The sequence below is a fragment of the Citrobacter sp. RHBSTW-00029 genome (assembly GCF_014104295.1).
Classification (GTDB): Bacteria; Pseudomonadota; Gammaproteobacteria; order Enterobacterales; family Enterobacteriaceae; genus Citrobacter; species Citrobacter youngae.
On sequence record NZ_JABXRT010000001.1, the window covers coordinates 4,747,807 to 4,761,285 of the forward strand.

Annotated in this window: 12 protein-coding genes, 1 tRNA gene and 2 pseudogenes; 6 read left to right on the plus strand and 9 right to left on the minus strand. The window is 42.3% G+C overall.

The window, feature by feature from the left end; translation table 11 throughout:
* Window positions 1–9 precede the first annotated feature (9 nt).
* Window positions 10–1,143: a beta-aspartyl-peptidase gene (gene iadA, locus HV041_RS23000; RefSeq protein WP_101741909.1), complete on the minus strand. Its 1,134-nt coding sequence runs from the start codon at window positions 1,141–1,143 to the stop codon at window positions 10–12.
* A 148-nt stretch (window positions 1,144–1,291) separates the two neighbouring features.
* On the opposite strand from iadA, the gene HV041_RS23005 reads away from it, so the two are divergent.
* The 5 genes and pseudogenes from HV041_RS23005 to HV041_RS23025 form a co-directional block, all read left to right on the plus strand.
* Entirely contained in the window at window positions 1,292–2,185 is an 894-nt protein-coding gene (locus HV041_RS23005) for a LysR family transcriptional regulator (RefSeq protein ID WP_121585108.1), read from the plus strand.
* A gap of 167 nt (window positions 2,186–2,352) precedes the next feature.
* Entirely contained in the window at window positions 2,353–2,685 is a 333-nt protein-coding gene (secG, locus tag HV041_RS23010; RefSeq protein ID WP_006687886.1) for a preprotein translocase subunit SecG, read from the plus strand.
* Between the two features lie 9 nt (window positions 2,686–2,694).
* A tRNA-Leu gene (locus HV041_RS23015) sits at window positions 2,695–2,781 on the plus strand.
* Between the two features lie 97 nt (window positions 2,782–2,878).
* Window positions 2,879–3,647, plus strand: a pseudogene (locus HV041_RS23020) (IS3 family transposase); the annotation flags it as partial.
* Window positions 3,648–4,037: 390 nt separating this feature from the next.
* A pseudogene (locus tag HV041_RS23025) lies at window positions 4,038–4,265 on the plus strand (transposase); the annotation flags it as partial.
* Between the two features lie 123 nt (window positions 4,266–4,388).
* On the opposite strand, the gene HV041_RS23030 reads toward HV041_RS23025, so the two are convergent.
* The 8 genes from HV041_RS23030 to HV041_RS23065 form a co-directional block, all read right to left on the minus strand.
* Window positions 4,389–6,548 carry a hypothetical protein gene (locus HV041_RS23030; RefSeq protein WP_121585107.1) on the minus strand — a complete coding sequence of 720 codons (2,160 nt, stop codon included), beginning with the start codon at window positions 6,546–6,548 and terminating at the stop codon, window positions 4,389–4,391.
* A complete protein-coding gene (locus HV041_RS23035; RefSeq protein ID WP_048213403.1) occupies window positions 6,541–7,707 on the minus strand; it encodes a hypothetical protein in 1,167 nt (388 codons plus the stop codon). The genes HV041_RS23030 and HV041_RS23035 overlap by 8 nt, the downstream gene beginning before the upstream one ends.
* Before the next feature lie 3 nt (window positions 7,708–7,710).
* On the minus strand, window positions 7,711–8,076 hold the full coding sequence (locus tag HV041_RS23040) for an EamA family transporter (protein WP_048213402.1): 366 nt from the start codon (window positions 8,074–8,076) through the stop codon (window positions 7,711–7,713).
* Window positions 8,070–8,897 carry a TIM barrel protein gene (locus HV041_RS23045; protein ID WP_048213401.1) on the minus strand — a complete coding sequence of 276 codons (828 nt, stop codon included), beginning with the start codon at window positions 8,895–8,897 and terminating at the stop codon, window positions 8,070–8,072. The genes HV041_RS23040 and HV041_RS23045 overlap by 7 nt, the downstream gene beginning before the upstream one ends.
* Complete coding sequence (locus HV041_RS23050; protein ID WP_053065235.1) at window positions 8,887–9,654, minus strand: NAD-dependent epimerase/dehydratase family protein; 768 nt, start codon at window positions 9,652–9,654, stop codon at window positions 8,887–8,889. Before HV041_RS23050 ends, HV041_RS23045 begins: the two co-directional genes overlap by 11 nt.
* Window positions 9,655–9,736: 82 nt before the next feature.
* The gene (locus HV041_RS23055; protein WP_048213399.1) at window positions 9,737–10,525 is read right to left on the minus strand and encodes a glycosyltransferase family 2 protein; all 789 of its coding nucleotides are present in this window, start codon (window positions 10,523–10,525) and stop codon (window positions 9,737–9,739) included.
* Window positions 10,525–11,544, minus strand: a complete 1,020-nt coding sequence (locus HV041_RS23060; protein WP_182294272.1) for a glycosyltransferase — start codon at window positions 11,542–11,544, stop codon at window positions 10,525–10,527. Before HV041_RS23060 ends, HV041_RS23055 begins: the two co-directional genes overlap by 1 nt.
* Window positions 11,541–12,221 (minus strand): hypothetical protein, encoded by a 681-nt coding sequence (locus tag HV041_RS23065; RefSeq protein WP_249424105.1) that lies wholly within the window; start codon window positions 12,219–12,221, stop codon window positions 11,541–11,543. The genes HV041_RS23060 and HV041_RS23065 overlap by 4 nt, the downstream gene beginning before the upstream one ends.
* Window positions 12,222–12,352: 131 nt before the next feature.
* On the opposite strand from HV041_RS23065, the gene HV041_RS23070 reads away from it, so the two are divergent.
* A complete protein-coding gene (locus tag HV041_RS23070) occupies window positions 12,353–13,333 on the plus strand; it encodes an IS5-like element IS5 family transposase (protein ID WP_000019403.1) in 981 nt (326 codons plus the stop codon).
* The last annotated feature ends 146 nt before the right edge of the window (window positions 13,334–13,479 follow it).

The following is a 13,479-nucleotide window of genomic DNA, read 5'->3' on the forward strand; positions in this document are numbered from 1 at the left end:
CTCGCCCCCTTACTCGAAGTTGCCGGTAACCAGACACTCACCATCACGCAGTAGCGGCTTTCCAGCGGCAAACAGGTGGGCCAGTGAGAGGTCGTCATTGAGCACGCAAATATCAGCACGTTCTCCTGCGCAAAGTACGCCGCCAGAAATACCCAGTGAGCGTGCGACGTTCGCCGTCAACATCGCGATCGCCTGAGACACTGGAATACCGACATCAATCAGACGAGGCAACAGGTTGAGGTTGCCAGCTACCGGCGCGGCGCTTAACCCTTCTACGATGCCTTGCGCATTAAAGCGCGGCACGCTGCCATTGCCATCAGAGCTAATAGTGATACGATCGGCCGGAACCTGTGATTCCAGCGCGTGGAGAATCGCTTGCTCCTGGGGCATAAATCGACTGCCGCCAGACGTCACGTCGATATGGCCACCGCGATGTGCGAAAGCGATAGCCTGTTCGAACAATGCTTCTGTCCTCGCGACATGCGTCGGTGAAATGTGATGAATTGGAATACCGGCATCACACAGTTCCATCAGCTGTGACATCCCTTCCGGCAGATTGCCCAGGTGTACGTGCAGCAACCCTTTTTTTCCGGCCAGCAGTGAAGCCACGCGGATATCACTGACTATCCTCAATAATTCCTGGAAAGAGGGGTAAGAGCCACGGTGGTCGGCGAGGGCGATTTTGACACCCAGGATTGCCGGGATAAATGCCATATCATCGCGAATGGATCGTGTAATTGTCGGGCTGGGTACCGCGTAGGCTCCGGTATGCATATACGCACGCAGGCCTTCCAGATTGAGGGACTGCATTTTGGCGTAAAGATCTTTCGGGGAGCGGGATATCGCATCAGTACCCAGCACGCCGACGACCGTCGTAATACCGGCCTGAATCAGATCGCGCAGCTTGACGGCTGGTGTCCGGCTGGCAAAGCCGGCTTCACCGCCGCCGCCGGTAAGATGAACATGCTGATCGATAATTCCGGGAATTACCCACTTACCGCGGCAATCGATGACCTCTTTGACACCATCAAAGAGTGCAATATCTTTTTCAACAGCCACAATGCGATCGGCATGTATGAGCAGGGAACAGAGGCCTAAATCCTCCGGAGAAAAAACGCGGGCATTGGTCAGTAAAGTAAACATATCGGTCCTGTCAAACGTCTAGGGTGAGAGTCGGCAGGTGAAACAGAATATTGTTGTTATGATGCCCACATTAAAGCCATTACTATAACTGTGACTATTGCCGATTTGTCATCGGTGGATACGGTTATGGCATGATGGGGAATGAGACGTGGATTCGAAGTGGTTAGAAGATTTTCTGGCGTTGAGCCAGTATGGGAATTACTCCCAGGCAGCGATACAGCGGCATATCACCCAACCCGCGCTAAGCCGACGTATAAAGGCTCTGGAGGAGATGTTGGGGGTCCCGCTGTTTGACCGCACCACGACGCCCGTTACACTAACCTGTTATGGCGAACGCTTTGAACCTTATGCCAGGCACGTCTTCAGCACGTTAACAGAGGCGCGCCACGAGCTGTCGGCGATGATGCCAGCAACGGACAATACGCTGGTAATGGTTAGCCTGCATACGCTGTCGGTGAATATCTTGCCGGATATGATCAACTATTTGCGCCAAAGTGAACCGCAGTTAAACTTCACGGTAAATGCCAGCATCCAGGGGATTGATAATCACTTTAATGCCCTGATAAACCGGCAAATTGATATGCTGGTGACGTACGATTTACCCTCTTCACAACCGGGGCTGGAGATTGCCGGAGGGCTGAAACGTTCTTTATGGCGATATGAGCGTTTTATCCCGGTGGTTTCTGCGCAACTCGCAGACAAGCTGGATGATCTGCATACCCCGATCCCCTGGCTATGCTACAGCGACTATACCTTTGTCAGACGTATTATTGATCCGGCAGAACAACGAGTGCGCCCACGGTTGAAAAAAGTGTTTGAGACTGGGCTAAGCGAAACAATACGAGAAATGGTACTGCGCCATATGGGAATGGCGTGGTTACCTGAATCAATGGTGGCTGAGGAGTTGGTGAATCAGGAGATCATTCACTGTTGGCCAGAAAATTCGGATCTGGTTTGTGAGATACCAATTGTTGTTTGGGCAAACCTAGACGATCAGCGGTCAGTAATGCAGCGATGCTGGGATAAGTTGTTGCGTTTTTGATTGATGTGGCGATTTTTTCCGCAGTTGATACAATGCTAACAAATTGCCCTTGCGAAGGTTATTCGCTTTGGTTAGTATTCACACCCGCTTCAGTGGGAAACAGTTGAAATTCCCGCTTTATTGGTCGAAGCATTGCACGCGGCAACTCCGCAAGGAACAGGTTGATTATGCACGAAGCTCTTTTAGTAGTTTTCCTTATTGTGGCAATTGGCCTGGTAGGCTTGATCATGCTGCAGCAAGGCAAAGGCGCTGATATGGGAGCCTCTTTTGGCGCAGGCGCTTCTGGTACACTGTTTGGTTCAAGTGGTTCTGGCAACTTCATGACCCGTATGACAGCTGTGTTAGGAACTCTGTTCTTCATTATCAGTCTGGTGCTGGGTAACATGAACAGCAATAAGACCAATAAAGGAAGTGAGTGGGAAAATCTGAGCGCACCGGCGAAAACCGAGCAAACTCAGCCAGCTGCTCCGGCTCAGCCGACCAGCGATATCCCGCACTAAGTATTCTGTACCGAGGTGGTGGAATTGGTAGACACGCTACCTTGAGGTGGTAGTGCCCTAACGGGCTTGTGGGTTCGAGTCCCATCCTCGGTACCAAATTCCGAAAAAAAGACGCTGAAAAGCGTCTTTTTTTTCGTCTGTGACCCGTCCTGAATAGCGTTGACGCGTTCCTGGCTTAAGTCCGGAGAACGTGATGATGACCGGGTACAATCGCACCCAACGTGATTATCCTCTATCCTTTAAATTAGCCGTTGTCGGGCAGGTCGAAAAAGGCGAGATGCCTTACAAGCAGGCCCAGCAGCGGTATGGCATTCAAGGGCGCTCCACCGTTCTTGTCTGGTTGTGTAAATATGGCCGGCTTGACTGGAGCCCCGCACTTCCTGACCTGGTGAAGAGGAAACGGCCAGTGGCTCAGACGGCTGTTCCGCCTACACCCGAGCAAAGAATCAGGGAACTTGAAGAATAGCTTAAGCTGGCAAACCAGAAAGCTGAGTTTTTTGAATCGGTTATCAATGTTCTGAAAAATGATTGCGGGGTGAGTGTTGTAAAAAAGCGGCCCGGCAAGTCCTCACGCAAAGTCAGGCTCTCAAAATAACAGTTACGCGTGCATGTTAGTTCCTGGGGCACAGCAGACAGGCGTGGTACCAGTACAACACAAGATGTAATAAAAGGCAGGAGCATCATGCTAAGGTTCCGGATTTTGTTGCCCGTACCCGGCACTGCACTACCTGCTGAATGCTCAGGCCGGTAAAGCACTGGCTATCGGGCGGGACCGCCTGTTTAACCTGCTGGATGAATATCGGCTCCTGGTACCCGTGAAGCGGGTATATCACAAAACTACTAACAACCATCATCACTCTTACCTGCATCCAGGCCTGCTAAAGCCTGGCCCTGTACAGGTTATCGCCTCTGAACCAGAGCAGGTCCGGGGCGCCGATATTACTTACCTCCCTCTGCGCAGCGTACTGAGAAATGGTGGCTGGTTGCACCTGCACAATCGGAACAAGATTTTTATACTGGCCTCAGCGGCCGTACAGTTGTTGAGGCGATTGTGTGCTGATTACCCATTTAGGCACAGATTTTCCTGATGCCGGATAGATGCAAGCAACAACCCAAGCCAGATTCAGTACCTGCAAAACGGAGGTAGTTCATAGAGTTAAAAAGTTGCCTAAGAAATGCCCATCCTCTTGCTCATTTTTTCCACTTGGATGCTGGTTTTGGCTTGCTTCAGCGCAAACGCGATCTGTTTTTCAGCATAGTGGGTCTTTTTCATGACGGAATGATCTTTTTGTTTAATGAAAGAAAGACCGAAGCCTTCAGTTTAGATAGGGACTGTTTACCGGGGAGAGATCATCCGCAAGGCCATCTACATCACACACGCAATCGAATCGCTGAATAGCGTGATCCGGGCGGCGATTAAGAAACACATAGTGTTCCCGACAGATGACTAGGTACGAAAGGTTGTTTATCTGGCGATCAAGGATGCGTTGAAAAAATGGAGTATGCCAATCCAGAACTTGCGGCTGGCAATGAGCCATTTTATTATCGAGATTGGTGACCGCCTGAGCGATCACCTTTAATACATCGGCAGTTTCACCGAATTACTGACAAGCCCATCATGCACCGTTCACTTAAAATATCTTAAGTGAACGGCACTATCCAAAATAGTCAATAGTTACTGACCGGAATAATTAGCCCTTATCTCAGTGCTTTCTATCATTACACTCATATCTTGCTGCAGCACCAACAGCAGGATAGTCGTAATATAAGCTGTATATATTTTTGGCATCAACATTTTCTTGATAAAGCGTGATTTCCTTAATAGTTAGTGATGTCAAATTAAGGAAGTTAGATAAGGTTCGTGGGGTAATCGTTGGATTAAATCCCTCCCTATAAAAAATCGGGAAAGAGAAAGTGTGTTCACTCCATGGTAAACTAACTGGCATATTTGATGGCAGGCCAGTATTCTCAATTTCTATCAGGTATCGTGTCAATTTACCAATAAGCGGCAGAGATGATATCGGGTTTTTAATATCATATTTTACTACTGCGGTCATTAATTTTATATCACATGACTGTGTTTTTGATTTGCTGATATCAAGGTCAATGGGCTTATTAACAGAGAAGTCACCCTGCATTTTTAATTGTTCCGGACCGAAGTCATCCCATTTGTTATTATTGTTTAGATGCCACAATGAAAACTCACTCTTATCTACGGCTAAATCATAGTTGTTGATCATATTCCTAAAGAATGGCCAATGCCAGTTAAGCAACCAGGGAGTAAATCGCTCAGGCTTCGCAAATGAAATATACTCAGGTTTGGTTTTTACGAAAGAGGAATAGTATTTATCCCTCGCCTCTCGACCAAGTACGTGTATTAGCATTTCTGTCGGTGCAGGGTTGTGGGTTCCATAAAATATATTTAGCAATGAACCTGGGTATATCTCCCAAATTAAACCATTGAGTGATTTTTGTGGTGGTTTGCTTGCAATAGTATTTTCATTTTTTGAGTTTTCTGCAGGGATATCTATGCGCTTAACAATATTTGTGGCATATTGAATATTCAGAGCGCCACCTTTGTTCCACATTTCCCATGGGCCAAAACCATCAAAATTCTTATCATTCGCAAGATTTTCTTTTGCCCATTTTACATTAGTATACTCAAATTTAGATAGGTCGATGTTATAAAGGCAACTGTCATAGCTTTGTTTGGATTTTGTACTTAAGCATTCCTTGATAACTGCGCTTTTAAATAAATCTATAGTAATGACGTTACTATCTTTAGCTACCATAGATACATACAGTGGGACGTTGTTTCCTTCTGCAACCACTACACTACCTGGCGCAATATCATTAATTGAAGAAACTACAAAACTAATGTTGCGCTTTTTACCAAGAAAGAATTTCTCATTTATTTCGTCTGTATCGACGTTGAGTAGCATTTCTTGTTTATCAAAGTCGTCTTTATTTCGGGTAACAGTTATAATGTTTTTTCTGAAGTCGAAATATGGTGGAAGTTTCTTATCTAGCTTAACAATATATGTATTGTTAAAACCGTATACAGACTCAATACGTGTTGATGTAGGTCCATTTATCCCATCCCAGGATAACGTATCTCCATCTTCTAAAGTGGTTTTGGACAAACTGAGAGAAGGTACTGGGCGGATGACATACGTATATCCGGTTGGGTCCAGTGTAAATCGTCCACCACGTATCCAGCCCATAGTGTCACTTTCAAACATCATATGCTTGTTCTTTTTCTTTCCCGAAGGGATAAGAATTGACTTGGGAAAAAAGTCGAAAGGAATGTAACCCTGGACGGTTATGTTACCGGAACCATCTATATCTGTAATAGTAGTATAAAAATCAGCATAATCATTTTTCAGAATGGCAGTTTTACCCACGAATACGTTTTTTAGAGGCTCTCCTGGTTGAAATAAAATGTTTTTCTCTAAAATTTTGAAAGTGGATTTATTACTGAAACCCAAAATGTAATCCTGATTCCATATGGGGACTAAAGGCACTGTAGATAATGATGCCTTATCATTGTTGACATATCTCAACCACGTCGGAAAGGAGATATTATCTGGTAAATAACGTTGTCCAGTCTCTCTGGAAATATAGTAACTGGCTTCGGATAAGTATTCGCCATATTGATGCCTCTGATTAAGTGAACCAATTACTCCACGGAGATCCTGGTGCTTTGATAATCTTACTCCCTCGACGTGAGATAGATTATATTGGTCTTTTGGAATGCTTCTCTTCGACAGGCTCATATATCCATACCAATAGGCAAGAGATATTAGAGAGAGAATTATAATAAGGGCGCGAGTGAAAACTTTATTTCTCAGAATATTAATCATTTTTTAGTTTCGCATTTTCAGTGAAAATAAAGAACAGAATAGGGAAGAACGACAATGTCATATATCTAATTTCAAGAGGTGCCTGATGCGCACCAATATAACCTAAATTAGATGCCCATGATAATATCCCGCCCCAAAACATTACCAGGCAGGCATAGTAAAATTTTGAGTTTAAATTATATTTTCGGTATACAAATGTAATTATTAACGTGTAAATTATGGCAATCAAAGTGACAATCTGAGTAACTACAGCACTTATATTATCGAGTCTGAATAACTCGGTGAATGAATCAAAAAATGAATTTGGGAACACGCCGAAAACCCAGGTTTGGTCATTCGAGATTGTTATTATGGCTCTGATCGACTCCAGGCTTTGAAAGAGGATAAGAAGGATGGCCACATGCGCTAAAATGGATAGTATAAATAAAGATGCTGAATAGACTAAAGCTGCGACACGCTTTTTTTCATGGATGAAAAAATAAATGAATACAGTTAAACAAAATGCCGCAATTGCGTAAAACCCCTGTTCTGCACCAAGCAAGGGGGAAATGGCTGCAACAAAGAGAGTTACTATAACTGTTTTTAATGTTTTCTTTTTATCAGCAATTTCATAATAAGTTATAAGATTATAGAAACATATTGCTAATAGAATGTGAGGAGAAAATCTTACTGCCATTGGTGCACCTAAAAATAAAGGTGAAAAATAAGCACCAATGTAAGGTATAAAATCAAACAACATGGAAATGAACAACGTGAAGATAAGTGATGTAGAGAAATTACTTATTTTTCGCAATATAAAATAAATAGGTAAGTATAAGAATGCACAATTTACTATAAATGTGCTATTCAATGCGGACACAATGACACCAAAACCAAGTATGTGTGAAAATAAGTAATAAAGAGGATATATTAAATATGGGATACCATTTCCATGGAAGTAAGAAAAATCGATAGCTGGGTAAGAACCAATATCTATTGATCTAAGGGGGAATAGCGTCTGAAAAGACCCATCCCAAGGTTCACGGTTAAAATATAATACGGAATTATAATATATTATGCTTACGCATATTAATGAAAGCAATGATATACCAATAGCATACAGATTTAGCCATTTATCGGAAAGGAATAATTTTTTTATAGACGACTGAAGTGATTTCATTTGTTATGCTTTCCCCATAATAACTACGCCAAGTATAATGACCAATGTTCCAATTACCTTCATTGGTGTTAAGGATTCATTAAATATCAGATAACCCATAAGCATGACAAAAACAAAACCTAATGAAATGAAAGGGTAGGCGAAGCTCACATCAACCTTTTTTAATACATAAACCCAGCTTAACAATGCAACAACTTGAAATAAGATACCAGAAACAAGATAAAAATTAAAAATCAGCTCACTAAAAAGTTTGGTCAGATTTATTAAATCAATTTGAGAAGGAATAGATATTTGCGCGGCTCCTTTCTTTAACAGAAGCTGAGATGATGAAGAGAAGAATACGCTGAAAATAATAACAAAGATTAGCATAATATTGGCCCGTAAATTTCTTTTACCAACGAGATACTTGAATCAATATCTACCAATGGCATTTCTGATCTTTTCATCTCTATTGATAACCAACCATGGTATGCTATGTGTTCCAAACCTTTACATGCCAGGTTGTGGGCTTCAATATCTAAACCAATTGGTGCTAAATCTTTCTCACTTATATGAAAGTGTGCGATTTTTTCATTTAATATTGCAATTCTATTATAGACGTCTTCCTTAGATAACCTTAGCCCTGCAAGATCTAAATGAACACCAAATCCTGGATGATCAATTGCACATGCAAGCTCAACAGCTTCTTTTGAGTCTGTAATAAAGTCGCATCCATAGTATTCTGGATTCGGCTCGATACAAATCATGGTACCAACATCCTTTGCTTTAATTGCCAAAGGTTGAAAGAACTTCGCTGCAATCTCTATTGCATTAGCAAATGAAATATCATTTCTTAATCTATTTTTAGGCGAACCAAAGACTAATTTTTCAGCACCAAGAAGGCCTGCCATGTGGATAATTTTGCTTAAATGATTCTGGATTGCATTACTTTCAATTTGATTGCCAAAAATATTTCCGGAGGGACCTCCGAACAATAATGCCTGCATCGAGCTGATAACGATTCCGGCATCATTCATTTTTTCTTTATATAAAAGAACTTCATCATCAGAGAAATTCTGAACATTGCTAACAACTTTTGCTGGCGCGACTTCGATAGCACCAATACTATGTTTTTTAAGGATGCCGAGCACAGCATCGTTTTCATCGCTATTCCATGCAATGTTTGAAATGGATAGACCTTTATTTTTCACGACGGTATTCCTCAATGAATTTTTCTAACTCAACGAGGCAGTCTTGCCTATTATAAAGGTAACCATTTTCCCGTCCCCAAAGCGTTGAATACTTTGATTTGATGTCATAGCGAGATGGATGTGAACTCGTTATATTTTTATATGGATAACCAAGTATCATTTTTGCAATGTCGGCCGTTGGGATTGGCTCTACAGATGTGTTGAGGAGGCGAATGTTATTCTCGATCATTCTATCAATATCAGTTTTAAGAAAATTGAGGCAGTAGAATTGGAATGAACTGCCGGTATCAATTTTTTCAATCTGATTATTATTCAAAAAATCGTAAATAATATTCTTTTTTAAACCCTCGCCGAAGAGGCCTGGAAGACGGAGAGTATAAGCATTGGTAAAATGCTGAGTAACAAAATCTTCGAATTTTAAACGATGTAATCCATAGGGCTGTCCAGTGTCTCGGGATAACTGACTATCTTCATCAAAATCGATTGGATTAGGGTATACATCAACCGTAGAAATTAAAACAACTTCTTCGGCAGTTACGGTTTTTAGAATGTCAATGAGGCCGCTAATATTTTCCCAGTCTTCAACAGGATGCTGATTTGCCCACCATTTTACAGCCGGAACTCCGCAGATGAACAATCTATTATAATGCTTGCCTCGAATGTCATTTATATTCTTTGAATTATATAAATCGTCGAAATCGTATTGTTTAAGCAAATTTCCGCCAACAAAGCCAGTATAACCAATTAGAGCATTCATTGTGATAACCCATAATTATATAAAAATCAAGCTAGATAGTCTCTATCTAGCTTCTTGAAAAGAAAATAGCAGGTAACTTTACCTACTTTTTGTCATACTTTCCTAAGCAAACTTGTAGTAACCTGGCAATAACCTGTAGGTTACCTCTGATAGGACTAATTTTTGTCGGTGTCTTGCCATGTTTAGGATAAGTTCTCATTACAGGTATTTCAATGCATTTAAATCCTAACTTAGCCGCTTGTATCGCCAGGTAATAATGAAGTTCGTAGCCAGTAAAAATATTACGGAACACAGCTACGTTCTCATCTGATAAAAATTTGGCGCTGTAAGCGCGAAAGCCATTTGTGGTATCAGTATATTTGAAACCGGAGAAGAATCTCATTAGGGGAACATGAATTACCTTTAATCCGATGAGTCGTGACATAGGAGTATTTACATGTTTGCCACCGGGAATAAAACGCGATCCCTGTATATGATCCATCCCATTTTCTAATTGGCGAACGAAGTTTGGAATATCATCAACGCTATCTTTATTATTGCCATCGACAACAATAACGCCTTTATAACCTTCCAGAAGTGCCCATGCGAAACCCATACGCATTTGGCTGCCAAGCTTTCCTGCACCGGTTTTAACCAACAGGCTTGTCACACCATACTTTTCTAAGTTTTCAGTAGAGGTTGATCCATCAGTGCTGCCACCATCGGCAATAATTATATCTGTACAACTTCTTGCAGCATTCATACGTGCCAGTTGCTTTATTAGTTTATCACCTTCATTAATCACGAAAATTAATGTGCAATAGTCATTCTGTTTAGGTCTTACTCTTGTCTCAGTATATGCAGGTACTTCCCAGGTATAATTTTTTTCCATTACTTGTTACGCCCTGTCTGAACCAGATTGATTACATCAGAAGTTGACTCTGTTAATACGTTTACGCGGTGTGAGTCAATCATTACTGAACTGTTTTTCTCATATACTATATTGTAATCAGTATGTTCGGAACGGTCATCAAGCAATCGACCTAAATATTCCCCGAAGAACGCCAGCATAGTAAAGATAAGCATAAATAGGATTGACATAAATATAATTTGTGTTGTCCATCCCTCAATGACATGATTATTAATTATTCTAACAATTAGGCTGTATAGGCTGAAAATAAATGCTAAAAAACTACCGAATACTCCCAATAAACTCATCCAGCGCAGTGGTTTCGTTGAGTTAAATATCATTATTTTAATCGTGTCACGAATTCCTGAAAGAAGAATTTTTTTCTCATTAACCTGGGCAAGTTCGTAGGTCTCCGTAGTAGATGTGAATCCTGTATTAGATATTCTCATCATCATTTTGTGATGGAAGCGACCGTTTGCCGTTACTGCATTGACAGCTCTTCTACTTAAACAACGGAGATTTGTGGCATTTCTTGGCAACTTATAACCAATCCGACTTAAGAAATGATTCATAATAGGTCGAACTATTGCGTACGCAAGAGATGAGTTCTGTTTAGCAACACCAATAACTACATCACTGCCTGCAAGGGATTTTTCGACTACATTTTCAATGACATAAACTGGGTCCGTACTAATATCAAATAATACGACAAAATCACCTATTGCATTTTCTAATCCGGCTGATAGAGATACATCTGCAGATACTTCTGAAGAAAGTCTAATATATCGTATAGACTCTAATTCAGTGAGAAGAGAAGTGATGTAGGTTTCAGAGTCATCAAAAGAATGGTTGTCAATAATTACGATTTCAAAATCGACATAGTTTTTTGACAAAAGATCGTTAATAGGTCTAACTTTATTTTTTAGATCTTCTGCTTGATCTTTGCAGGATAGTACAACTGATACAAAAATATCCTTCTTTGTAGCACTAGTTAAATTCATTTGTTCAATCCTAACTCATTAATTACTGTGATAACATCATAAACATTGTCAATTTTCCCACCCATAATGCAATGCAAGCCTTTCATACCGTGATTGGCTTTGAAAAGAATAGGGCGAGAATCATCGGTTTCACTTCTTGGCAGAAGTGTTTTAACTTCCCAAATCGATTCTTTATATTCGCATTCAGATAAAACAGGTATATACCGACTAGCATCGGATATAGTTTTGCGCCAAAGAGTATTCTTCTGTACTTCATTAAAATATTGATGTGACGGGAAATAACTTTCGTTGCTTTCATTCCATTCATGATGGGGAGTATAGCGTACATGACTAAATGAGTGCAGACCTTTGGAAGGGAAAGGCATGACAGAAAAGAATGGTCCGCACATCACTGTAATCCCCGTTTTCTCAAAAATATCAGGAACTTTTACGATACACATTTCTGTCAATTCCTGCTTGAGAGGAATTAAATCTATTTTTGATTCATGCAAGACGAAATTCGTCATCGAATAAGTACAGTTAAAAACTTGTTTTGTTTTGTAATATTCGATTGATGCGCCATCAGGATCATTGACATTTTGAGTTTTGACAGTCAAGCCTGAGCTTTCTTCCTGTACACCTGTAACAACCGTTTCATATTTAATGGTTACGCCGCTATCTGCCAGACGGGACAGCATAATAGAACGTAGTTTTCGGGAGTCAAAGGCATACTCTTTAGTGGTAAAAACCTCTTCAATTAGGGAAGGTGCGAACAAGTCCCTGATATGAGATCATGTTTGTCATCTGGAGCCATGGAACAGGGTTCATCATGAGTCATCAACTTACCTTCGCCGACAGTGAATTCAGCAGTAAGCGCCGTCAGACCAGAAAAGAGATTTTCTTGTCCCGCATGGAGCAGATTCTGCCATGGCAAAACATGGTGGAAGTCATCGAGCCGTTTTACCCCAAGGCTGGTAATGGCCGGCGACCTTATCCGCTGGAAACCATGCTACGCATTCACTGCATGCAGCATTGGTACAACCTGAGCGATGGCGCGATGGAAGATGCTCTGTACGAAATCGCCTCCATGCGTCTGTTTGCCCGGTTATCCCTGGATAGCGCCTTGCCGGACCGCACCACCATCATGAATTTCCGCCACCTGCTGGAGCAGCATCAACTGGCCCGCCAATTGTTCAAGACCATCAATCGCTGGCTGGCCGAAGCAGGCGTCATGATGACTCAAGGCACCTTGGTCGATGCCACCATCATTGAGGCACCCAGCTCGACCAAGAACAAAGAGCAGCAACGCGATCCGGAGATGCATCAGACCAAGAAAGGCAATCAGTGGCACTTTGGCATGAAGGCCCACATTGGTGTCGATGCCAAGAGTGGCCTGACCCACAGCCTAGTCACCACCGCGGCCAACGAGCATGACCTCAATCAGCTGGGTAATCTGCTGCATGGAGAGGAGCAATTTGTCTCAGCCGATGCCGGCTACCAAGGGGCGCCACAGCGCGAGGAGCTGGCCGAGGTGGATGTGGACTGGCTGATCGCCGAGCGCCCCGGCAAGGTAAGAACCTTGAAACAGCATCCACGCAAGAACAAAACGGCCATCAACATCGAATACATGAAAGCCAGCATCCGGGCCAGGGTGGAGCACCCATTTCGCATCATCAAGCGACAGTTCGGCTTCGTGAAAGCCAGATACAAGGGGTTGCTGAAAAACGATAACCAACTGGCGATGTTATTCACGCTGGCCAACCTGTTTCGGGCGGACCAAATGATACGTCAGTGGGAGAGATCTCACTAAAAACTGGGGATAACGCCTTAAATGGCGAAGAAACGGTCTAAATAGGCTGATTCAAGGCATTTACGGGAGAAAAAATCGGCTCAAACATGAAGAAATGAAATGACTGAGTCAGCCGAGAAGAATTTCCCCGCTTATTCGCACCTTCC

Excerpts from the sequence above, each read along its gene's own strand:
- iadA (WP_101741909.1), bottom strand. The coding sequence starts at position 1,143 with ATGTTTACTTTACTGACCAATGCCCGCGTTTTTTCTCCGGAGGATTTA.
- secG (WP_006687886.1), top strand. The coding sequence starts at position 2,353 with ATGCACGAAGCTCTTTTAGTAGTTTTCCTTATTGTGGCAATTGGCCTG.
- HV041_RS23030 (WP_121585107.1), bottom strand. The coding sequence starts at position 6,548 with ATGATTAATATTCTGAGAAATAAAGTTTTCACTCGCGCCCTTATTATA.
- HV041_RS23035 (WP_048213403.1), bottom strand. The coding sequence starts at position 7,707 with ATGAAATCACTTCAGTCGTCTATAAAAAAATTATTCCTTTCCGATAAA.
- HV041_RS23040 (WP_048213402.1), bottom strand. The coding sequence starts at position 8,076 with ATGCTAATCTTTGTTATTATTTTCAGCGTATTCTTCTCTTCATCATCT.
- HV041_RS23050 (WP_053065235.1), bottom strand. The coding sequence starts at position 9,654 with ATGAATGCTCTAATTGGTTATACTGGCTTTGTTGGCGGAAATTTGCTT.
- HV041_RS23055 (WP_048213399.1), bottom strand. The coding sequence starts at position 10,525 with ATGGAAAAAAATTATACCTGGGAAGTACCTGCATATACTGAGACAAGA.
- HV041_RS23060 (WP_182294272.1), bottom strand. The coding sequence starts at position 11,544 with ATGAATTTAACTAGTGCTACAAAGAAGGATATTTTTGTATCAGTTGTA.
- HV041_RS23065 (WP_249424105.1), bottom strand. The coding sequence starts at position 12,221 with ATGCTGTCCCGTCTGGCAGATAGCGGCGTAACCATTAAATATGAAACG.
- HV041_RS23070 (WP_000019403.1), top strand. The coding sequence starts at position 12,353 with ATGAGTCATCAACTTACCTTCGCCGACAGTGAATTCAGCAGTAAGCGC.